This window comes from Streptomyces kronopolitis (assembly GCF_050953795.1).
Classification (GTDB): Bacteria; Actinomycetota; Actinomycetes; order Streptomycetales; family Streptomycetaceae; genus Streptomyces; species Streptomyces kronopolitis_A.
Map to the genome: position 1 here is coordinate 5,178,148 of NZ_CP191850.1, position 20,622 is coordinate 5,198,769.

Annotated in this window: 15 protein-coding genes and 1 pseudogene; 9 read left to right on the forward strand and 7 right to left on the reverse strand. The window is 70.3% G+C overall.

Going from position 1 to position 20,622, the window contains the following annotated elements; translation table 11 throughout:
* Positions 1-37 precede the first annotated feature (37 nt).
* Entirely contained in the window at positions 38-1,066 is a 1,029-nt protein-coding gene (locus ACQP17_RS23035; RefSeq protein ID WP_433857980.1) for an ATP-binding cassette domain-containing protein, read from the forward strand.
* Positions 1,063-1,941, forward strand: coding sequence for an ABC transporter permease (locus ACQP17_RS23040; RefSeq protein ID WP_433857981.1), 879 nt, complete (start codon positions 1,063-1,065; stop codon positions 1,939-1,941). Before ACQP17_RS23035 ends, ACQP17_RS23040 begins: the two co-directional genes overlap by 4 nt.
* Before the next feature lie 78 nt (positions 1,942-2,019).
* Here the strand turns inward: ACQP17_RS23040 and greA are convergent, their stop codons facing one another.
* Positions 2,020-2,517, reverse strand: a complete 498-nt coding sequence (greA, locus tag ACQP17_RS23045) for a transcription elongation factor GreA (RefSeq protein WP_433857982.1) — start codon at positions 2,515-2,517, stop codon at positions 2,020-2,022.
* Positions 2,518-2,818: 301 nt separating this feature from the next.
* The gene (locus tag ACQP17_RS23050) at positions 2,819-3,229 is read right to left on the reverse strand and encodes a DUF4307 domain-containing protein (RefSeq protein WP_433857983.1); all 411 of its coding nucleotides are present in this window, start codon (positions 3,227-3,229) and stop codon (positions 2,819-2,821) included.
* A 129-nt stretch (positions 3,230-3,358) separates the two neighbouring features.
* On the opposite strand from ACQP17_RS23050, the gene mca reads away from it, so the two are divergent.
* Together mca and ACQP17_RS23060 are read left to right on the forward strand one after the other, a co-directional pair.
* On the forward strand, positions 3,359-4,231 hold the full coding sequence (gene mca / locus ACQP17_RS23055) for a mycothiol conjugate amidase Mca (RefSeq protein ID WP_433857984.1): 873 nt from the start codon (positions 3,359-3,361) through the stop codon (positions 4,229-4,231).
* Between the two features lie 4 nt (positions 4,232-4,235).
* Positions 4,236-4,481, forward strand: coding sequence for a hypothetical protein (locus tag ACQP17_RS23060; protein WP_364874951.1), 246 nt, complete (start codon positions 4,236-4,238; stop codon positions 4,479-4,481).
* A gap of 333 nt (positions 4,482-4,814) precedes the next feature.
* Here the strand turns inward: ACQP17_RS23060 and ACQP17_RS23065 are convergent, their stop codons facing one another.
* Positions 4,815-8,096, reverse strand: coding sequence for a tetratricopeptide repeat protein (locus tag ACQP17_RS23065; protein ID WP_433857985.1), 3,282 nt, complete (start codon positions 8,094-8,096; stop codon positions 4,815-4,817).
* 147 nt (positions 8,097-8,243) lie between these two features.
* On the opposite strand from ACQP17_RS23065, the pseudogene ACQP17_RS23070 reads away from it, so the two are divergent.
* A pseudogene (locus ACQP17_RS23070) lies at positions 8,244-8,402 on the forward strand (DUF255 domain-containing protein); the annotation flags it as partial.
* Positions 8,403-9,027: 625 nt separating this feature from the next.
* Here the strand turns inward: ACQP17_RS23070 and ACQP17_RS23075 are convergent.
* Positions 9,028-10,860 carry a GmrSD restriction endonuclease domain-containing protein gene (locus ACQP17_RS23075; RefSeq protein WP_433857986.1) on the reverse strand — a complete coding sequence of 611 codons (1,833 nt, stop codon included), beginning with the start codon at positions 10,858-10,860 and terminating at the stop codon, positions 9,028-9,030.
* 604 nt (positions 10,861-11,464) lie between these two features.
* Positions 11,465-12,082 (reverse strand): Uma2 family endonuclease, encoded by a 618-nt coding sequence (locus ACQP17_RS23080; protein ID WP_433857987.1) that lies wholly within the window; start codon positions 12,080-12,082, stop codon positions 11,465-11,467.
* Positions 12,083-12,278: 196 nt separating this feature from the next.
* Here ACQP17_RS23080 and ACQP17_RS23085 point away from each other — a divergent pair, with 196 nt between their 5' ends.
* The 3 genes from ACQP17_RS23085 (at position 12,279) to ACQP17_RS23095 (ending at position 16,838) form a co-directional block, all read left to right on the forward strand.
* Complete coding sequence (locus ACQP17_RS23085; protein WP_433857988.1) at positions 12,279-14,315, forward strand: thioredoxin domain-containing protein; 2,037 nt, start codon at positions 12,279-12,281, stop codon at positions 14,313-14,315.
* 95 nt (positions 14,316-14,410) lie between these two features.
* A complete protein-coding gene (locus tag ACQP17_RS23090) occupies positions 14,411-15,415 on the forward strand; it encodes an MDR family NADP-dependent oxidoreductase (RefSeq protein ID WP_433857989.1) in 1,005 nt (334 codons plus the stop codon).
* 73 nt (positions 15,416-15,488) lie between these two features.
* The gene (locus tag ACQP17_RS23095; RefSeq protein WP_433857990.1) at positions 15,489-16,838 is read left to right on the forward strand and encodes an amidase; all 1,350 of its coding nucleotides are present in this window, start codon (positions 15,489-15,491) and stop codon (positions 16,836-16,838) included.
* Here the strand turns inward: ACQP17_RS23095 and ACQP17_RS23100 are convergent.
* Positions 16,828-17,454: a TetR/AcrR family transcriptional regulator gene (locus tag ACQP17_RS23100; RefSeq protein WP_433857991.1), complete on the reverse strand. Its 627-nt coding sequence runs from the start codon at positions 17,452-17,454 to the stop codon at positions 16,828-16,830. The two genes, ACQP17_RS23095 and ACQP17_RS23100, sit on opposite strands and share 11 nt — an antisense overlap.
* A 305-nt stretch (positions 17,455-17,759) precedes the next feature.
* Positions 17,760-18,476 (reverse strand): PAQR family membrane homeostasis protein TrhA, encoded by a 717-nt coding sequence (trhA, locus tag ACQP17_RS23105; protein ID WP_433857992.1) that lies wholly within the window; start codon positions 18,474-18,476, stop codon positions 17,760-17,762.
* A 239-nt stretch (positions 18,477-18,715) separates the two neighbouring features.
* Between trhA and ACQP17_RS23110 the strand changes: the two genes are divergently transcribed.
* Positions 18,716-20,536 carry a phosphoenolpyruvate carboxykinase (GTP) gene (locus ACQP17_RS23110; RefSeq protein WP_433857993.1) on the forward strand — a complete coding sequence of 607 codons (1,821 nt, stop codon included), beginning with the start codon at positions 18,716-18,718 and terminating at the stop codon, positions 20,534-20,536.
* Positions 20,537-20,622 lie beyond the last annotated feature (86 nt).

Sequence of the window (20,622 nt, forward strand, 5' to 3'; positions counted from 1 at the left end):
TTCGACCTGGAACTGACCCAAGTCTTGGGAGTGTCCTATGCCAGGCGCCATCTACGCCGAAGGGCTGGTGAAGACCTTCGGCGACGTGCGAGCACTGGACGGCGTCGATCTCGACGTTCCCGAAGGAACGGTCCTCGGCATGCTGGGCCCGAACGGCGCGGGGAAGACCACCGCCGTCCGCGTGCTGACGACCCTGCTGCGGCCCGACCGCGGCACGGCGGTGGTCGCCGGCATCGACGTCCTCGCCCGCCCGGACGAGGTACGGCGGTCCATCGGCCTCTCCGGCCAATTCGCCGCCGTGGACGAGTATTTGACCGGCCGGGAGAACCTGACGATGGTCGGCCGGCTCTACCAGATGGGCGGCCGCGAGGCGAAGCGGCGGGCCGTCGAACTGCTGGAGCGCTTCCACCTCGGTGACGCCGCCGACCGCATCGCCAAGACCTACTCCGGCGGGATGCGCCGGCGGCTCGACCTGGCGGCCGCACTCGTCGTCAGCCCGCCCGTGATGTTCATGGACGAGCCCACCACCGGCCTGGACCCGCGCAACCGCCAGGAGCTGTGGGACGTCATCCAGGAGCTGGTCGCGGGCGGCACCACCCTCCTGCTCACCACCCAGTACCTGGAGGAGGCCGACCGGCTGGCGCACGACATCTGCGTCGTCGACCACGGCAGGGTCATCGCCCGCGGCACCGCCGACCAGCTCAAGGCGCGCACCGGCGGGGAGCGCGTCGAGGTCGTGGTGCACGCCCCCGAACACCTCACCGTCGCCGACGAGGTGCTGCGCGGCTTCGGCAAGGGCGAGGGCACCGTCGACCCCCACACCCGCAAGCTCACGGTCCCGGTGACCGGCGGCGCCAAGCTGCTCGCCGAGGTCATCCGCGAACTGGACCTGCGCGGCGTGGAGATCGACGACATCGGGCTGCGCCGCCCGACCCTCGACGACGTGTTCCTCTCGCTGACCGGGCACCACGCCGAGGGCGACGCGGACGACCGCCCGGACGACGGGAGCGCGGGCCGGACCGGCGCGGACGCGGGCGCGACGAGTGACAGGGAAGGTGTGAAGTGAGCACGGTGACCGAAGCGACCGGGGGCGCCCCGGTCCGGACCGTGCGGCCGCGCGGCGGCATCACCCGGTCCGTCCGCGACTCCCTGGTCGTGGCCCAGCGCAATCTGATCCGGATGCTGCGGATTCCCGAGGTGGTGATCTTCGGGCTGATCCAGCCGATCATGTTCGTGGTGCTGTTCACGTACGTCTTCGGCGGCTCCATCAACGTCCCCGGCGCCCCGGTGGGCGACGCCCAGGCGTATCACGAGTTCCTGATGGCGGGGATCTTCGCGCAGACCGTCACCTTCGCCACGGCGGGCGCCGGTGCGGGGATCGCCGACGACATGCACAAGGGGCTCATCGACCGGTTCCGGTCGCTGCCGATGTCCCGCGGGGCGGTGCTCACCGGCCGCACCCTCGCCGACCTCGTGCAGACCGCGCTGACGCTGGTGGTGCTGGCCGTCGTCGCGCTGCTGATCGGCTGGCGCACCCACGAGAACCTCGCCGAGGTACTGGCGGGCTTCGCGCTGCTGCTCCTGCTCGGGTACGCGTTCTCCTGGATCGGCGCGCTCATCGGCCTGACGGTGCGCACGCCCGAGGCGGCCACCTCCGGCGGGCTGATCTGGCTGTTCCCGCTGACCTTCATCTCGAACGCGTTCGTCCCGGTCAACGGCATGCCGCCATTCCTGCAGCATGTCGCCGAGTGGAACCCGTTCAGTGCCACGGTCGCCGCCGTCCGCCTGCTGTTCGGCAACACCATCGAGGGGGTGCCGAGGTCGGTGACCGGCGCCTGGCCGATGGAGCACCCGGTGGTGGCCTCGGTGATCTGGTCCGTCCTGATCATCGTGGTCTTCCGGACTCTGGCGGTCCGCAAATACCGCTCGGCCACCGCCTGAACGGGGCGTACGGCACGCAGAAGCGGCCCGGAGCATCACGCTCCGGGCCGCTTCCCGCGTCTGTGGGGCGCTCGCGCCTCAGCCGGTGTACGGCTGGGCGTCGAGGATCTTCACGGCCGCCTTCTTGCCGTTGGGCAGCTCGTACTCCGCCTCGGCGCCGACCTTCTTGCCGTGCACGCCGGTGCCCAGGGGCGACTGGGGGGAGTAGGTCTCGATGTCCGAGCTCGCGTACTCCCGGGAGGCGAGAAGGAAGGTCAGCGTGTCGTCCGGGTCCCCGTCGAACGCAATGGTGACGACCATGCCGGGAGCGACGACGCCGGTCGCGGCGGGGGCCTCGCCGACCTTCGCGGTCTGCAGCAGCTGCGTGAGCTGGCGGACGCGGAGCTCCTGCTTGCCCTGCTCCTCCTTGGCCGCGTGGTACCCGGCGTTCTCCTTCAGGTCACCTTCCTCGCGGGCCGCCGCGATCTTCTCGGTGATCTCGGCGCGTGCGGGACCAGACAGGTGCTCCAGCTCGGCCTTGAGCTGGTCATACGCCTCCTGGGTAAGCCAGGTGACGTTCTCGCTGGTCTGGGTCACAGGTGCTCCTCGTCGGTACTGGGGATAAATCAAACGCCCTACCAGGAAGGTTTGCGCCTTCACAGGTGGGCGAAACCACGAGCCTAACAATTCCGGCACAAAACGGGGAAGAGGAATTTCACAGTGGCCGCACAGGAACACATCATCCCTGCTCAGGGCCGGTTCCGACACGCCCCGCCGACGGGCGGGAGGGCGGTGGGGCGGGGGTGTGGTCCCGGGGTGTGGCTGTGGCTACGGGGCGTGGGGTGCGGGAGGGCTGGCGACGCGGCCGGTGGTGGGGCGGTGCCGTCGGCCGGGGCCGTCAGCCCTTGCCGGCGGGTGTGCAGCCGACGAGCACGGCGTTGGTCGCGCGCTTCGTCGTCCGCAGCGTGACCTCGGTGTCCACCTGGCCCGTGCGCTGGTCGACGGTGACGTCCTTGCGGCCGACCTCGGTGCCGTCCTCGGCCTGCGAGCGCAGGGTGCACACCCCCTTGTCGTCCGCGTCCTTGACGACCTCCAGATGCACCTTCACGGCATGCTCGGAGACCGCGTCCCAGGCGATCACCCGGCCGCTGAGCTCCTGACCGGAGATGTAGGAGACGCCGCACCAGCCGATCACGCCCAGCAGGGCGACGCCGAGCACACTGCCGATGATCTTGAGCTTACGGTCCGCGCGCGCGTCCGCGGAGCGGCCGTAGCGTCCTTCGGGAAGCCCTTCACGCACCGCGGTCATGATCAATTCTCCTGGTCGGGGGGCCGGAACCAATAACCCCTGGGGGGTCCCCGCCCCAGGGAATACAGCGCCCCCCGCTTCGGTCACTATAGGAGGCATCTTCTCCAGCTCTTCACTGAGGATCGAGTCTTGACTGAGCAGTTGCGATTGATGGCGGTCCACGCCCACCCCGACGACGAGTCGAGCAAGGGTGCGGCCACCATGGCCAAGTACGTGTCCGAGGGGGTGGACGTGCTGGTCGCCACCTGCACAGGCGGTGAGCGAGGCTCCATCCTCAACCCCAAGCTCCAGGGCGATCCGTACATCGAGGAGAACATCCACGAGGTACGGAAGAAGGAAATGGACGAGGCCCGGGAGATCCTGGGCGTCAAGCAGGAGTGGCTCGGCTTCGTCGACTCCGGGCTGCCCGAGGGGGACCCGCTGCCGGCGCTGCCCGACGGCTGCTTCGCGCTGCAGTCCGTCGAGACGGCCGCGGAGCCCCTGGTCCGGCTGATCCGCACCTTCAAGCCGCACGTCATCACGACGTACGACGAGAACGGCGGCTATCCGCACCCGGACCACATCATGACCCACAAGATCACGATGGTGGCCTTCGAGGCGGCCGGCGACCCGGAGCGCTACCCGGACGCCGGTGAGCCGTGGCAGCCCCAGAAGCTCTACTACAACCAGGGCTTCAACAAGCCGCGCACCATCGCGCTGCACGAGGCGCTGCTGGCGCGCGGCATGGACTCCCCGTACGGCGAGTGGCTGGAGCGCTGGAAGCAGTTCGAGCGGCGCGAGCGCACGCTGACCACCTACGTTCCGTGCGATGAGTTCTTCGAGATCCGGGACAAGGCGCTGATCGCGCACGCCACCCAGATCGACCCCGACGGCGGATGGTTCCGGGTCCCGATGGACCTCCAGCGCGAGGTCTGGCCGACGGAGGAGTACGAGCTCGCGAAGTCGCTCGTGGACACTTCCCTCCCCGAGGACGACCTCTTCGCGGGCATCCGCAACAATTGAGCCCATGATGAGCGCGACCAGCACCCTCGCCCTGACGCACTTCGTCACCCTTGCCGACACGTTCGACAAGGACAAGGTGACCCCCGGCGTCCTCGGCTTCATCGTCTTCGCGGTCATCGGCGGCGCCGTGTGGCTGCTGATGAAGTCGATGAACAAGCACATGAAGAAGGTGGACTTCGAGGAGCAGCCGCAGGGCGGAGAGGCCGGCGGCACGGCCTCCGCAGTGGCGCCGGAGCCGAAGACCGGCTGACGGCGGCATCGCCCGCCCCGCGCACCGGACCGCCGATCCGCGAAGATCGGCCGGTCCGCGAAGACCGGGTGGCGGTCGACGGCCGGCCGATGGACACGGCCGGCCGACCGGCCCGGCGGCTCGCCGACCCGAGCGGCCGGCGAGCCGAGCCCAGGGAGTGGGCTGAGCTCGGATGGTGGGCCCGAGCCCAGGCAGCGGGCTGAGCCCAGGCAGTGGGCTGAGCCCAGACCGTGGGCCGGGGGGACGGCGCGGGTGCGCGTGCGGGCCGCGCGGTGGGCCGAAGCCCTGGCAAGCGGTGGGCCCGAAGCCCGGGCACGGGGCCCGGCCACGCCGTCATGCCCCGTCGGTCGGCGGGACGACCACCCCCATGACCTCACGCGCGGGGCGGTGGGGCACCATGCCTAGCCGCCATGCCTGCCACCCCGTTTCCGGCTCCACCCCGCGCTCCAGCAGCAGCGCGAACGTCTCCGCACAGTCCTCCAACCGGGAATCGCGGGCCGGGTGCTTGTCCCGCACCAGCTGCGCCAGCTCCTCCTGCGCCACGGCGGCACCCACCACCGAACCGCCCGGAGACGCGAGCGGCAGCAGGGTGCAGCGCAGGAACCGGGCCCAGTCCTCGCCGCGCCGGTCGCCGTAGCCCGCGAACAGGCCCGCCGCCTCGTCGGCCAGCTCCAGCGCCTGTGCCGCCCGGCCGTTGCCGGCATCGATGATCAACAGCTCCAGGCAGGACCAGGCCTCCCCGTGCGGCACTCCTATCCGCTGGAAATCCTTGCGGGCGTCCTGCAGTAGCTGCCGGGCGAAGCCGCTGTTGCGCAGTGACCCGGTCTGCTCCGCCCGCAGATCACGGGTGACCCGGCCGGAATGGTGCCGGGCGCAGGCCAGGCCGTAGGCGTCCTGCATCCGGCTGAACATCGTCCGGGACCGCTCCAGCTGGCGCAGCGCCGCATCGTGCTCGCCGCGCTCCTCCAGGGCCTGGCCGAGGTAGTACATGGTCCAGGCCTCGCCGCGGGCGTCCTCGTGCTGGTGGTGGAGCGGCAGCGCCTGCCGCAGTTGGTCGACCGCCGGACCCGGGTCACCGTCCACCAGCCGGGCACGTGCCAGTTGGGTCATAGCCCAGGCCTCACCGCGCTCGTCGTGCGTCCGCCCGTAGAGCTCCATCGCCGCCTGCAAGGAGCGCTCCGCCGCCGGCACCTCGCCCATCCGCAGATACACCTGGCCGAGCTGGAAGTGCGCCCACGCCTGGCCGTGCACACTCTCGCTCTCCTCGTGCAGCTCCAGCGCCTCGTGCAGCATGGAGTGCGCCCCGGCGAGCTGCGCCCGGTCCCGCTCCACCGCCGCCAGGGCGTGCAATGTCCAGGCCCGGTCGCCGTGCATGTCCGGGCCCGACTGCAGCTCCAGCGCCTCACGCAGCTTCACCGAGGCCTCGGCGAGACTGCCCTGCTGCTGGAGCGTGATGCCCAGATCGCGCAGCGCACGGGCCGCGCCCACCGGATGCTGCGCCTCGAAGTAGAGGTCCACCACCGACGACAGGGTCGTACGCGCCTTGTCCAGCTCACCGAGCTGCCGGGCCGCGATGCCCGTCCGCCACTGCACCGAGCGGGACAGCAGCCCCTGGCCGACCGCCCGGGTCAGATCGCTCAGCTCGCCCAGGCGGTAGAGGTCGCCGCGCAGCAGGCAGTAGTCGGCCAGCGCGCCCAGCAGATGGGAGACCGCCGCCTGGTCCACGCCCTGGTCGGCATGGCGCAGCGCGGCGGTGATGAAGCTGGTCTCGTCGTCCAGCCACTGCAGGGCCGCGTCCAGTGACGTGAAGCCGTGGGAGCCGAAGCGGTCGGCGCGGGTGGAGGTGCGGCCGTCGACCAGCCGGATGACCGAGTCCGCCAGCTCCGCATAGCCGCGGATCAGGCGTTCTTGGGCGGCGCCGCGCTCCTGGGCGTCCTCCTCGTCCTCCAGCCGGGCGTGCGCGAAGCTGTGCACCAGGGCGTGCAGGCGGTAGCGCTCACCGCGGACGTGCTCGATCAGCCCGGCCCGCACCAGCGTCGTCAGCTGCCGCTCCGCCTCCGCGTTCGCCGCCCCCAGCAGGGCCGCGGCGGCCGCCGTCCCCAGGCTCGCCCGGCCCACCAGCGCCAGCCGGCGCAGCAGCCGCCGGGCCGCCTCGGGCTGATCGAAGTAGCGCAGCGACAGCGCACGCTCCACCGGCGGCACCGGACCGTACGCCGCCAGGTCCGCGGCCAGTGTGGTGGCCGTGCGCGGACCGAGCGAGGAGCCCGCCACCCGCAGCGCCAGCGGCAGGCCGGCGCACAGCCGGACGATCTCGTCGACGGCCCGCGCGTCGTAGGGGCCCGCCTCGTCCGGGGCCTCACCGCCGGCCGCGGCGCTGGCGCGCAGCAGCTCCTCGGTGCCCGCCGCGTCCAAGGGCCCCACCGGCAGCTGGTGCACCCAGGCCTGGAGGTCCCCGGGCAGCTCCAGGGGAGCGCGGGAGGTGACCAGCACCAGACTGTCGGACCGCTCCGGCACCAGGGTGCGCACCTGCTCCGGATCCGTGGCGTCGTCCAGCAGCACCGTCACCGGAAGGTCCGTCAGATGCTGGTGGTACAGCTCGGTGAGCCGCTTGACGTGCTGTTCCTGGGACGGCCGCTCGCGGAACAACAGCTGTTCGCGCGGCGCGCCGAGCCGGTTGAGCAGATGCAGCAGCGCGTCCCGGGTCGGCAGCGGCACCTCGCCGGGGGTGTCACTGCGCAGGTCCACCACGCAGGCGCCACGGAACTGATCGCGCAGCTGATGGGTGGCCCGCACCGCCAGCGCGGTGCGCCCCGAGCCCGCCTCGCCGTGCAGCACCACCACCGTCGGCTTGGTCTCGGTGCTCGCACGGGCCGCGTGCACCCACTGCGCGATCTGCGTCAGCTCCGTCCGCCGCCCGGCGAACGGGCCGTCCGCGCTGGGAAGTTGTGAGAACGAGTGCTCCAGCACGGACCGCTGCCGGGCCGCCGCGCTGCGGTCGGCGCCGCGCAGCTGCGGTCCCCGGCCGCTCTGCCCGCCCTTCGCCGCGGCCGGCGCACCGCTGCCGCGGGCCGCCGCCGTCAGCATCCGCTGCTGGTCCAGGAACGGCCGGACGCCGCGCACCTCCAGCGCCGTCAGCCACTGCAGCCGCAGCTGCTGCTGGCCACCGGGCTGGCCGCGCCTGCCCGCCTCCCGGTGCGCAGCCGGCATATGAGCCGCGGTCAGCTTCAGGACCGTGGCCACCGCGCCCGCCAGCAGCACGGAGGCACCCACGGCCAGCGCCGGCCCCGCGCCCGTGCCGTACGCGAGGTCGGTGCTGAAGGCCGCCACCGCCGCCACGCCCGTCGCCACCGCCGGGGTGCCCAGCTCCTTGCGCGAGAGCCGGCCGGTCAGCGACGGCTGCTCCGCGTCCGCCTCGTCCAGCGCCCGGACGTACGCGGTGTACTCCTCGGCGGCGCTCCCGGCCAGTTCCTCCAGCGCCGACCGCGCCCGCCCGAGCAGGGTGGTGCCGTCGAGCCGGCCGCCCGAGCGCCGCACCTCTTCCTCGACCGCCCTGGTCAACAGCGCTTCCGCGTCCGCGCGATGGCCCTCGCGCAGCACGGCCAGTGAGCCCGGCATGCTTCCTCCCCCTCCAGCACTCCTGCAGTCCCCGGCGGTGATCGTCGCCGTACGCACAGTGTTCCGCGTCCGCGCGCTTTCCGGCAGGCCTGTGGAAAACTCCCTCCGCTCCCCGATCCCCACGCCCCCGTGGGAGAGGATGACCCCATGCCGAACCGCCTGGCCCAAGAGACTTCCCCGTATCTGCTCCAGCACGCCGACAACCCCGTCGACTGGTGGCCGTGGTCCGCCGGCGCCTTCGAGGAGGCCCGCCGACGCGGCGTGCCTGTGCTGCTCAGCGTGGGGTACAGCTCGTGCCACTGGTGCCAGTGCACTTGTTGAACCCATAAGAGCCCACGTCGACAGCTCGGAGAGCTTCTTTGTCCGGGCTTCTGCACGGGAACCTCTGCGTACCAGGAAGCCGCCGGGGTGTTCGAGGCCACTGCACGGCTCGCCCCTCCATACGCTGGAGGCCGTACGTCACAACATCCGCAGCCATGGATGCGCCGACGACGAGTTCCTCAAGGCACGTAACGCCGAGCCACCCAGGAGCAGAGTGACGTCTGCAAGGAGCTTGTCGTGGCCGGCCTGGACCTCAGGCGACGGTGGATTTGGTGAGGGTGCGGGGCCGTTGTCCGGGATCCCCTGTGCGGTGTCCCGGACTTGACGGATCAGACGTGCTTCAACTCCGCCAAGTGGTCCCCGGTGAATCCGTCGCTGTGATGTAGAGCCGTGCATGCCTTGGTGCGCTGTGCTTCATTCACGAGTTTGTGCACCTGGAGGCAGGGCTGACTCCACTACATGCAGGCGCTGGCCACCTCCCCATCCCAAGGTTGAGAGCGGGATGCCCCAGGTCAAACGGAGCTTGACCTGGGGCATGTAGTTCGGAGGTGTAGCGTGCGTCGCCGGATTCGGTGCCGAGAGTTCGCGCCTCGGAATCTCCGGTATCTGGCTATCTCATGCGCGAGGCATGGGTGAACCGCTGGAAGAGCCGCATGTAATCGGACTGCTCCACCTCTTGCACCCCGGATCCCGTCCGCTCATACATGACGTTCTTGTAGAAGGAGGGCTCGGGTGAGGGGGTGATTTTGATGAGGATCACGGCCCGGTCGTGATAGTCGACGAGGCTGATCCCGGCGGTGACTCGCTTCCGCAAGTCAGGTGCCAGGTCGGAGCCTGCCAGCTTGTCGGACACCCAGTCGAAATATCTCTTGAGGCTCTCGCCCCGCACCGCGGCCTCTCGCCCTATACCTACGACGTCGAACCGGCTGCTGCGTGACTTCACCGATTCGATGCCGTCCAGTTGGTGAATGCGACGGACGTCCTTCTCGCTGTCGGCCACACCTATGACGAGATAACCGGTGTTGTCGGGGCCAGCGTTAGCGATTGCGGTGATGCTACGGAGGATCTTCTCCCACGAACCCTCATCGAATTTCCGTTTCTGGTCCAGAGTCAGCAGCCCTTGCTTCAATTCGAATAGCGACTGCTCCGTGACCGAGTTCTGGAGAATTCTCTCCAAGTGCGACGCAAGGCCGAACTGTGCGGCGTCCTGTCGGGAGCCTGGGTCGGGCTCGAAGGCGTCCCGAACAGCACCCTTCACCACATCGATGTTCCGCCGCTTATCTTCCGCCGTCCAGTCGCCGCCTCCTCCCGGAATGTTCAGCGAACCGCGAGGGGTCCCGATAGCGCGGAGCCTGAGTGCAGCATCCCCGCGTGCAGCGACGCGCAGGCCATCTCTGATGATCAGTTCCCAGAACGCCAGGAACACCGCTTGGAAGTAACGTGGGTAACGATTTCCGGTCCTCCTGCCCACGACGTGCTTCACGAACTTGTCGTCGGCTACGTCCAAGACGGCGCGAAGCTCCTCGTACACCAGGGAGAAGTCGTCCCGGACATTGGACTCCCCGTATATGTCGATACGCTCGGAAAGCCGCCTTTCCAAAATGGCAGGCGCGCTGTCGTTGGCATCGGCCGAGCCATACACAGCGTCCCGTGTGTAGGTGCCCGAAGAGACGAGAGGATCGATAAGGCAGTCAACGAGAATGTCCAGAATCAGCTGCTCATCAAGTGAACCGCGGACGTCGATGCGCCGCAGAACCGCCTGCTGCACCCAGAAGATGTTGTCCACGTCCACGCCGTATGACAAGTGGCGATTGTTGATGCTGAGCTGAGGCATCGTACGCAGTGGGACAATGTCGCTGCTGCTCGAATCTCCCCTGATCTCGCTTGCGATGACACGTACCAGCTGCGCGATTTTCGCCGTGGAACCGACCTGGCGGAGTTCCTGTCCAGAGAGCCGACGGCCGCCTGAGTTGATGCGGCGGAAAACTTTGTCCACCTGCTCCGGGTCCGATGCCTTGAAGACCGACATCGGCAGGAGGTAATTTGCTATCTTGCGAGATTGGTCACGAGGCAGGATTGGCTTCTGCTGTACAATCTTGCCATCGTCGAGCTGGCTTTTGGTGTCGGCCAGCGCCTGTAGGTCGAAGAACTGCCCATTGATGTCGAATTCGTTCTCGATGAACGAGAAAATGGCATTCAGGCGCTGCATCCCGTCGATCAGCTCGTAGCTGGTGCCGCCCTCTCCCGATATCTCTGCGACCAGGATGAGCGGAATCGGGAGATCGCTCAGTATCGAGTCCACGAGGTCGCACTTCTCCTCGACGGTCCAGACGAGTTTCCGTTGGTAGCGTCGGTTTACGGAGAACCGGTCCGCCAGGTAGTCCGTGTAGAGCTTCTGAACGCTCTCGCTGCGAACGGACAGGTCTGACAGGGGGATCGACATCGTAGTTGCTCCTGTGCGTGTGCCTCAGGTGTCCAGGTGATCCTGGGTGGAAGGGATCCTACAAGTCGACCGGGCGTGCTGCCGCCGGGATTTCCCAACTCTGTGGGTGGGGCTCGCTCGGCGTCACCACTCACGTGCAACTCCTCAACGATCCAGCACGTGATGGAGCCTGACCTCTGTCCGCAGCGCACGCCTGGAGGGCAGCAGACCAGTCACAGACTGGCTGGCTTCACGTCGGGACTTGTGGTCAGCTCGACACGGAAGACGCCGTCAGGGGGCGATGTCGGTACGAATCGGCTGACCGACACGAAACCTAGTCGCGATATCTCTTAGTACGCATTCAACCTAGTGGACCTCTCGGCCTGTTAGCGCTGGTGCACTGACTGGAACCGTAGCGTCGAGCAGGTGGGACTATGCAGGGTTCCGATACAAGTCGACGACTATCTTGACTCGAAAATCGACTCCAGGGGAAGGCACCTCGCCGCCTCGATTTTGTTGGCTCGTGGAGAAGTGGGTGCATGTGGGGCGATCCTGGGATCAAAGAACTCGGCTTCAATTCGGTCCTACCTAGCCGGAATGGACTTCACCGACTGCGCCCAGTGCCTCAGCCGTGTGGCGAGGCATCGCTGGTGGAGCGAGCCCCACTATTTCTGCCTGGCAAGGCCCCAAGGTCGACCATTACAGTGAATGGCGCGGTGGCTCTCACCGTGCCAGTGAACATTTCGCCGTCCCTGTACGCCTTGGTGGCGGGGTCGAGGACGTAGGTGTAGATGATCGGGACCCCGGTGGCGGCCTGCTCGACCCGCCAGTAGAAGGGGATGCCGGCCTTGGCGTACTGGTCCACCTTCACGATTCGGTCGGTGGTTTCCGATCCGGGCGACACGACCTCGACGACCAGGAGTACGTGCTCGGGGCGGGTAGGCGTGAGGTCGATGGTTTCCGCCCGGTAGACGATGACATCCGGACGACGGTTGGTGAGCGGAACGTCCTGCAGGCGGACGTCGAAGTCTGTGTCGGCGTTCCAGTCCGGGCCCGCGGCGGCGTCCAAGGCGTTGGCCAGGATGCGGGCCAGCCGGTTGTGGCGCTTGGAGGCGCTCGGGCTCACGACGACCATCCCGTCCACGATCTCGATGCCGGCGCACTGCTCCTCGGACCACGAGTCGTACTGCTCCGCGCTGATCTGCGTATGCATCCACGCGGGCGCCACCATCTCGGCGGTCATGATGTACCTCCTTCGAGAGGCCTCGGCAGGTCCGGCGCTGCTGCGCCAAGCCTACTGTTTCGAGCTGCCGGGCTGCCCGACTCGGAAGGGAAGGAGCCGCCCACCACGTAATGGCGCATAAGTGCAATTCGGCCATGTGAGGAGGGTCTGTGAGGGCTTCGCCGTCACGGCAGAGCCCTGTGAGACGCTGGATCGCATGAACCGGCTGGCTGGTGTGACCTCGCCTTATCTGCTGCAGCATGCTGACAATCCGGTCGACTGGTGGCCCTGGTCGCCGGAGGCGTTCGAGGAGGCGCGGCGGCGGAATGTACCCGTTCTGCTGTCGGTCGGCTACTCCGCGTGCCACTGGTGTCACGTGATGGCGCACGAGAGTTTCGAGGACCCCGTTACCGCCGCGCTGCTCAATGAGCACTTCGTGGCGGTCAAGGTGGATCGGGAGGAGCGGCCGGACGTCGATGCCGTCTATATGGAGGCCGTGCAGGCCGCCACGGGGCAGGGGGGCTGGCCGATGACGGTGTTTCTCACGCCGGATGCCGAGCCGTTCTACTTCGGGACGTATTTCCCGCCCGAGCCGCGCCACGGTATGCCGTCGTTCGGGCAGATCCTGGACGGGGTGCGCAGTGCCTGGAGTGACCGGCGTGACGAGGTCGGGGAGGTCGCCGGGCGGATCGTCTCGGATCTGGCCGGGCGGTCGCTGAGCGCATCGCTGCCCGCGGACCGGCGGCCGCCGCGTGCGGAGGAGCTGCACACCGCGCTGATGGGGCTGACCCGCGAATTCGATGCGGCGCACGGTGGTTTCGGCGGGGCGCCCAAGTTCCCGCCGCCCATGGTGCTGGAGTTCCTCCTCCGCCACCATGCGCGCACCGCCTCCGAGGGGGCCCTGGAGATGGCGCAGGCGACCTGTGCGGCCATGGCCCGCGGCGGTATCTACGACCAGCTCGGCGGGGGGTTCGCGCGCTATGCGGTGGACGCCACGTGGACCGTGCCGCACTTCGAGAAGATGCTCTACGACAACGCCCTGCTGTGCCGGACCTACGCCCACCTTTGGCGGTCCACGGGCTCCGAGGAGGCGCGCCGGGTCGCCGTCGAGACGGCCGATTTCCTGGTCCGTGAACTCCGCACCGAGCAGGGTGGTTTCGCCTCCGCATTGGACGCCGACAGCGACGACGGCACCGGGCGGCACACCGAGGGCGCCTACTACGTGTGGACGCCCGGGCAGCTGCGTGCCGTACTGGGCGAGGACGACGCGGAGTTCGCCGCCTTCCACTACGGCGTGACGGAGGACGGCACCTTCGAGGAGGGCGCCTCGGTCCTGCAACTCCCGCACGCGGACGAGCCGGTGGACGGGGAGCGGCTGGCGTCCGTCCGGCGGCGGCTGCTCGCGGCGCGTGACGAGCGGCCGCGCCCCGGCCGGGACGACAAGGTCGTGGCCGCCTGGAACGGGCTGGCCATCGCCGCGCTCGCCGAGACCGGCGCCTACTTCGACCGCCCGGACCTGGTCCAGGCCGCCCTCGACGCCGCCGATCTGCTCGTCCGCGTCCACATGGACGGCCGGGCCCGACTGCACCGCACCTCCCGCGACGGCACGCCCGGCGACAACTCCGGTGTCCTGGAGGACTACGCGGACGTCGCCGAGGGCTTCCTCACCCTCGCCTCGGTCACCGGGGAGGGCGTGTGGGTGGAGTTCGCGGGCCTGCTCCTGGACACCGTGCTGCTGCAGTTCACCACCGAGGACGGCGCGCTCTACGACACCGCGGCCGATGCCGAGGCGCTGATCCGCCGCCCCCAGGACCCGACCGACAACGCGACGCCCTCCGGGTGGACCGCGGCCGCCGGCGCCCTGCTGTCGTACGCGGCGCTGACCGGCAGCGGCCTCCACCGGGACGCCGCGGAGCGGGCCCTGGGCATCGTCACCGCGCTCGCCGGCCGGGCCCCGCGCTTCATCGGCTGGGGCCTGGCGGTCGCCGAGGCCGCGCTGGACGGGCCGCGCGAGGTCGCGGTGGTCGGCCCGCAGGGCGATCCGGCCACCGCCGCCCTGCACCGCGCCGCGCTGCTGGGCACCGCCCCGGGAGCGGTCGTGGCGACGGGCGCCCCGGGGTCCGAGGAGGTGCCGCTCCTCCAGGACCGCCCGCTGGTCGACGGCGCACCCGCCGCGTATGTCTGCCGCCACTTCACCTGCACGCGCCCGACGACGGACCCGGTGGAGCTGACGGCGAGTCTCCAGGAGAGCTAGAGAGCTAGAGGGCTGGAGGGCGTTGCCGCGGGTGGGGCGGGGCCGGGTGCGGGTTCGAGACCCTGTCGCGGCGTGTCAGGTTCTAGCCTCGGGGGATGACACAGCGCACACACCGTGAAGTTCACCTGGTCGCGCGGCCCCGGGGGCCGGTCACCGAGGACCTCTTCGAGGTCGTGGAGGTGCCGGTGCCGGACCCCGGGTCCGGCCAGGTGCTGGTACGCAACACCGTGATGGGTGTCGCCGCCGTGATGCGCACGCTGATGGAGGAGTCCAGCGTGGTGCCGATGCCCTCCTACCGGATCGGCGAGCCGCTGTACGGGGCCGCCGTCGGCGAGGTGGTGGCCGCCCCGGGGACCGACCTCGCACCCGGTGACCTGGTGGAACACCACTTCGGCTGGCGTGAGTTCGCCCTGCTGGACGCCGACCGGGCGCACCGCCTGGACCCGGGGGTGCTACCCGATCCGGCCGCCTACCTCTCCCAGGGCCCCACGGCGTGGATGGGGGTGGTGCGCGGCGCCGAAGTGCGCCCCGGGGAAACGGTGTTCATCAGCGGCGCGGCGGGCGGCGTGGGCTCCCTGGCGGGGCAGGTCGCCCGGCTGCGCGGTGCCGCCCGGGTCATCGGCAGTACGGGGTCGCCGGCCAAGGCGGAGCGTCTGATCGGGGAGTGCGGCTATGACGCGGTGGTGATCCGTGGCGCCGACCCCATGGAGGAGCAGTTGCGCAAGGCCGCCCCGGAGGGTCTCGACGCGGTCTTCGACAACGTCGGCGGCGAACAGCTCCGGGCCGCCCTCGCCGTCGCCAACCGGGGCGCGCGGGTCGCCCTCGTGGGAGCCCTGTCCAGCCAGCTCGCCTCCGGGGGCACGACCACCCTGGAACTCGACACCCACTCGCTGCTCTCCCGGAGCATCACCCTGCGCGGCATCTCCCTGTACGACCATCTGGACCTGGTCCCCGAGTGGAACAAGCGGTTCGGCGAGGGGCTGCGCGACGGCTCCCTCACCTTCCCGCACGCCCGGCTGCGGGGCATCGAGGAGGCGCCGCGGGCGCTGCGGGAGCTCACCGAGGGGCGGCATCTGGGCGCCGTGGTCGTGGAGTTGTGAGGCCATGGCGGCGGGGCGCGGGCCGGGGAGCGGAACTCCGGCCGCTGTCGGTGGGCGGTTGTAGCCTGCGGGTGTGACGACCTTGCTCGGATATCGCTCCCTCGCCCAGGAAGCCGCGGGGCTGCGGGCCGGGACGGACGATCCCGTCGACGCGGCGCGGCGTACGTGCGACCGGATCGACGCCGTCGACCCGCAGGTGCAGGCGTTCGTGCCCGAAGCCGGGCGGCGTGCGCGGCTCCTGGAGGCGGCGCGCCGGGCGGCGGGCGACGCGGGCGAGGCCGGCGGCCGGCCCGCGCTGTACGGCGTCCCGGTGGGCGTCAAGGACATCGTGCACGCCGACGGGCTGCCCACCCGGGCGGGTTCGGTGCTGCCGCCCGAGGCGCTCGCCGGGCGGCAGGCCGGCGTCGTCGACCGGCTGTGTGCCGCCGGTGCGCTGATCGCGGGCAAGACGGTGACCGCGGAATTCGCCGTCACCGCGCCGGGCCCGACCCGCAATCCGCACCACCCGGCGCACACCCCCGGCGGTTCGAGCAGCGGGTCGGCGGCCGCCGTCGCCGCCGGGATGGTGCCGCTGGCCATCGGGACGCAGACCGTCGGCTCGATGATCCGGCCCGCCGCGTACTGCGGAGTGGTCGGCTTCAAGCCGAGCTACGGGCGGATCCCGATGGACGGAGTGATCCCCAACGCCGCGAGTTTCGACACCCTGGGCTGGTACGCCACGGACGTCGCCGGGGTCGCCCTGGCGGCATCGGTGCTGGCCGACGGCTGGCGGGGGCGGGGCCCGGCGGAGGGCGAGGCGCGCCCCGTACTGGGCGTGCCGGCCGGGCCCTATCTGGAGCGCGCCGGTGACGAGGCGCTGGCCGCCTTCGCCGCGCAGCGCGCGCTGCTGCGCGCCGCCGGGTACGTCGTCCACGAGGTGCCGGTGATGGCCGACTTCGCGCAGATCGTGGCGCAGCTGTTCACGATGAACCGCTACGAGGTGGCCCGGGCCCACGCCGACTGGTTCGCGCGCTACGGGGACCTCTACCGCCCCGAGACCACGGCGGCCATCCGGGAGGGCCACACGATCGGGGACACCGCCTACGAGGCGGCCCGGGAGCGGCGCGAGGTCTTCCGCGAGCGGCTCGCGGCGGAGCGTGCCGCGGCCGGCGTCGACCTGTGGATCGCCCCGTCCGCGACCGGCCCCGCCCCCGCCGACCTCACCACCACCGGCAGCTCGATCATGTGCCTGCCGTGGAGCAACGCCGGTCTGCCGTCCGTCAGTCTGCCCGCGGGGCGTGCGGCGAACGGGCTGCCGCTGGGCCTGCAGCTCGTCGGCCCGCTCGGCGCGGACGAGGAGCTGCTGACCGCGGCGGCCGGGATCGAGCGCGTCCTGAACGCCGCGCCGGGCGCAGCGCCCCCGGGCGCCGCCCCTACGGTGTGAGGCCCCGGGCCAGGACGTCCATGGCCCGGTGGACCAGGGCCGCCGGATCGCCCTCGGGACCGGTCTCGACCCAGGCCAGCAGCGCCTCCTGGAGCGCGGCGAGTAACGCGGCGACGGTCACCCGCAGTTCCGGGTCGCCTTCCGGGCGGCCGGAGCGTTCCGTCAGCACCGCGGTGAGCCGCGCGGCGTCCCGCGCGGTCTTCTCCGCGGTGCGGCCCCGGACGGCGGGCACCTCGCGGATCAGCCGGACGCGCTGGACGAGTTCGCCGCGCTCCTGTGCGGTGAGCCGGCGCAGTGCTTCGACGGTGATCCGGCGCATCGACTCGACCACCGGCTCGTCCAGGGGGCGGGCCCGCAGACCGGCCTCCAGTACGGCGGGCCGGTCGTCGGCGAGCACGATGTCCTCCTTGGTGGGGAAGTAGCGGAAGACCGTGCTCGGTGAGACCTCGGCGGCCTCGGCGATCCGGTCGACCGGCGTCGCGTCGTAGCCCCGCTCCGCGAAGAGCCGGTAGGCGGCGTGCCGGATCGCCTCCCGGGTCTGGAGTTTCTTCCGCTCCCGTAACCCGGGCTTCGGTGTCCCGGAGGATGGCGTGGCGGAGCGGTGTGCGGAGACCATGGGCAGCATTGTCGGCCATCCCGGGGCCCGGAAACGACGGCGTGGTGGGGGTGCGGGCAGGGCGCCCGCGCTCGCGGTTGGCCGGGTGCGCGCTGTCGGTTGTCAGTGGGGTGTGTCACGCTGTGGCGCGTGAGTGATTACGTTGCGTGAAGCAGCCCGGGAGGGGCGTCGGGATGACCGTCGCCGCATCGGGCGCGGCGACGGAAAGGGCCGCGACACGAAGTCGCGGCGGGGAGGCGTGGGGGAGGGGTGCGGAGTGCCGGTTGCGGAGTCCGGGGCGTTGCGGCGGGGAGCGGGACCGCCGGTCAGGTGTGGGTGTAGGCCACCAGCGAGATCCCGACGTAGTGCACGACGAAGGCCGCCAGGGTGAGGGAGTGGAAGACCTCGTGGAAGCCGAACCACTGGGGTGAGGGGTTGGGGCGCTTGAGGCCGTAGATGACGCCGCCCGCGCTGTAGAGCAGCCCGCCGACGACGACCAGTACGAGAACGGCGATGCCGCCGGTGCGCAGGAAATCGGGCAGGAAGAAGACGGCGGCCCAGCCCATGGCGATGTAGCAGGGGGTGTACAGCCAGCGGGGGGCGCCGACCCAGAAGACCCGGAAGAGGATGCCGGCCAGGGCGGCCGCCCAGACCGCCCAGAGCAGGGTCTCGCCGCGGGATCCCGGCATGAGCAGCATCGTCAGCGGGGTGTAGGTGCCCGCGATGATCAGGAAGATGTTGGCGTGGTCGAGCCGGCGCAGCACGCCGTCGGCCCGCGGGCCCCAATTGCCGCGGTGGTAAAGGGCGCTGACGCCGAACAGCAGACAGGCGGTCATCGTGTAGATGGCGCAGGCCAGGCGGCCGCGGGGGCTGTCGGCGAGGGCGGTGAGGAGGATGCCGGAGAGCAGCGCGGCGGGGAACATCCCGGCGTGCAGCCAGCCGCGCAGTCTCGGCTTGAGGGGTGCGGCCGTGGCGGCGACGGCCGCGTCCGCGGGCGGCGCGGAGGGGGGCCGGCTGTCGGCGGCTTCGGGCGCGGAAGTCATGGCGTCATGCTACCTACGCCACCGTAAGTTACGGATTCATACCGGAGTGGTGACGGTCACCAAGGTGCCCTCTGGACAGAACACTCTCCGGGTCGGATGATCAAATGAGTGCGGTCGGCACCGGATGAGCGGTCACGAAGCATCCGGGTCGCGGCCCCCAAGGGGCAGACAACCAAAAGAAGCGGATGTTCCCGGCGAATCGGGTAGATATCCGTCCAGACCCTCATCTAGGAGCGATCGTGGCGCGCGACAACGCGGCTCCCACCCTTCCGACCGGTCACCAGGGGCTCATCGCCTGGGTCGACGAGATCGCAGCTATCACCCAGCCCGACCGGGTCGTCTGGTGTGACGGCTCGGAGGCGGAGTACGAGCGGCTGTGCGAGGAGCTCGTCGACAAGGGCACGTTCAAGAAGCTCGACCCGATCAAGCGCCCCAACTCGTACTACGCCGCCTCCGACCCCTCGGACGTCGCGCGTGTCGAGGACCGCACCTTCATCTGCGCCGAGAAGGAAGAGGACGCCGGCCCGACCAACCACTGGAAGGCCCCCGCCGAGATGCGGGAGATCTTCGCAGGCGAGAAGGGCATCTTCCGCGGGGCGATGAAGGGCCGGACGATGTACGTCGTCCCGTTCTGCATGGGCCCGCTCGGCTCCCCGCTCTCCGCGATCGGCGTGGAGATCACCGACTCCGCCTATGTCGCGGTCTCCATGCGCACCATGACGCGCATGGGCCGGCCGGTGCTCGACCAGCTCGGCGACGACGGCTTCTTCGTCAAGGCCGTCCACACCCTCGGCGCCCCGCTGGCCGAGGGCGAGGCCGACGTGCCGTGGCCGTGCAACTCCACCAAGTACATCTCGCACTTCCCCGAGGACCGCGAGATCTGGTCCTACGGCTCCGGCTACGGCGGCAACGCCCTGCTCGGCAAGAAGTGTTACGCGCTGCGCATCGCCTCCGTCATGGCCCGCGACGAGGGCTGGCTCGCCGAGCACATGCTGATCCTCAAGCTCACCCCGCCGCAGGGCGAGGCCAAGTACGTCGCCGCCGCCTTCCCGAGCGCCTGTGGCAAGACCAACCTCGCGATGCTGGAGCCCACGATCTCCGGCTGGACGGTCGAGACCATCGGCGACGACATCGCCTGGATGCGCTTCGGTGAGGACGGCCGTCTCTACGCGATCAACCCCGAGGCCGGCTTCTTCGGCGTCGCCCCCGGTACCGGCGAGCACACCAACGCCAACGCCATGAAGACGATGTGGGGCAACTCCGTCTTCACCAACGTCGCGCTGACCGACGACGGCGACGTGTGGTGGGAGGGCATGACGGAGGAGAAGCCCGCCCACCTCACGGACTGGAAGGGCAACGACTGGACCCCGGAGTCCGCGACCCCGGCCGCCCACCCCAACGCCCGCTTCACCGTGCCCGCGGGCCAGTGCCCGATCATCGCGCCCGAGTGGGAGGACCCCCGGGGCGTGCCGATCTCGGCCATCCTCTTCGGCGGCCGCCGCGCCAGCGCCGTGCCGCTGGTGACCGAGTCGCTGACCTGGCAGCACGGCGTCTTCCTCGGCGCCAACGTGGCCAGCGAGAAGACCGCAGCGGCCGAGGGCAAGGTCGGCGAGCTGCGCCGCGACCCGTTCGCCATGCTGCCGTTCTGCGGCTACAACATGGGCGACTACATGGGCCATTGGGTCAAGGTCGGTGCGGACAAGGACCAGGCCAAGCTGCCGAAGATCTACTACGTCAACTGGTTCCGCAAGGACGACAAGGGCCGCTTCGTGTGGCCGGGCTTCGGCGAGAACGGCCGGGTGCTCAAGTGGATCGTCGAGCGGCTGGACGGCAAGGCCGAGGGGGTCGAGACGCCCATCGGCGTGCTGCCCACCAAGGAGTCGCTGGACACCGAGGGCCTCGGTCTCGACGACGCCGACCTCGACTTCCTGCTGACCGTCGACAAGGACGTGTGGCGCGAGGAGGCGGCGCTGATCCCCGAGCACCTCAACACCTTCGGTGACCACACGCCGAAGGAGCTGTGGGACGAGTACCGCGCGCTGGTCCAGCGGCTCGGCTGACCACGCGCACCGCACACCGACCGGGGCCCCGCACCACGCAGGTGCGGGGCCCCGGCTCGTGCGCTGCGCGGAGGCGGGTGCGCTGC

What these genes read in the sequence shown, in the direction of transcription:
- ACQP17_RS23035 (WP_433857980.1), top strand. Translation starts at nt 38, where the DNA reads ATGCCAGGCGCCATCTACGCCGAAGGGCTGGTGAAGACCTTCGGCGAC.
- ACQP17_RS23050 (WP_433857983.1), bottom strand. Translation starts at nt 3,229, where the DNA reads ATGACCGCGGTGCGTGAAGGGCTTCCCGAAGGACGCTACGGCCGCTCC.
- ACQP17_RS23060 (WP_364874951.1), top strand. Translation starts at nt 4,236, where the DNA reads ATGATGAGCGCGACCAGCACCCTCGCCCTGACGCACTTCGTCACCCTT.
- ACQP17_RS23065 (WP_433857985.1), bottom strand. Translation starts at nt 8,096, where the DNA reads ATGCCGGGCTCACTGGCCGTGCTGCGCGAGGGCCATCGCGCGGACGCG.
- ACQP17_RS23075 (WP_433857986.1), bottom strand. Translation starts at nt 10,860, where the DNA reads ATGTCGATCCCCCTGTCAGACCTGTCCGTTCGCAGCGAGAGCGTTCAG.
- ACQP17_RS23080 (WP_433857987.1), bottom strand. Translation starts at nt 12,082, where the DNA reads ATGACCGCCGAGATGGTGGCGCCCGCGTGGATGCATACGCAGATCAGC.
- ACQP17_RS23085 (WP_433857988.1), top strand. Translation starts at nt 12,279, where the DNA reads ATGAACCGGCTGGCTGGTGTGACCTCGCCTTATCTGCTGCAGCATGCT.
- ACQP17_RS23090 (WP_433857989.1), top strand. Translation starts at nt 14,411, where the DNA reads ATGACACAGCGCACACACCGTGAAGTTCACCTGGTCGCGCGGCCCCGG.
- ACQP17_RS23100 (WP_433857991.1), bottom strand. Translation starts at nt 17,454, where the DNA reads ATGGTCTCCGCACACCGCTCCGCCACGCCATCCTCCGGGACACCGAAG.
- trhA (WP_433857992.1), bottom strand. Translation starts at nt 18,476, where the DNA reads ATGACTTCCGCGCCCGAAGCCGCCGACAGCCGGCCCCCCTCCGCGCCG.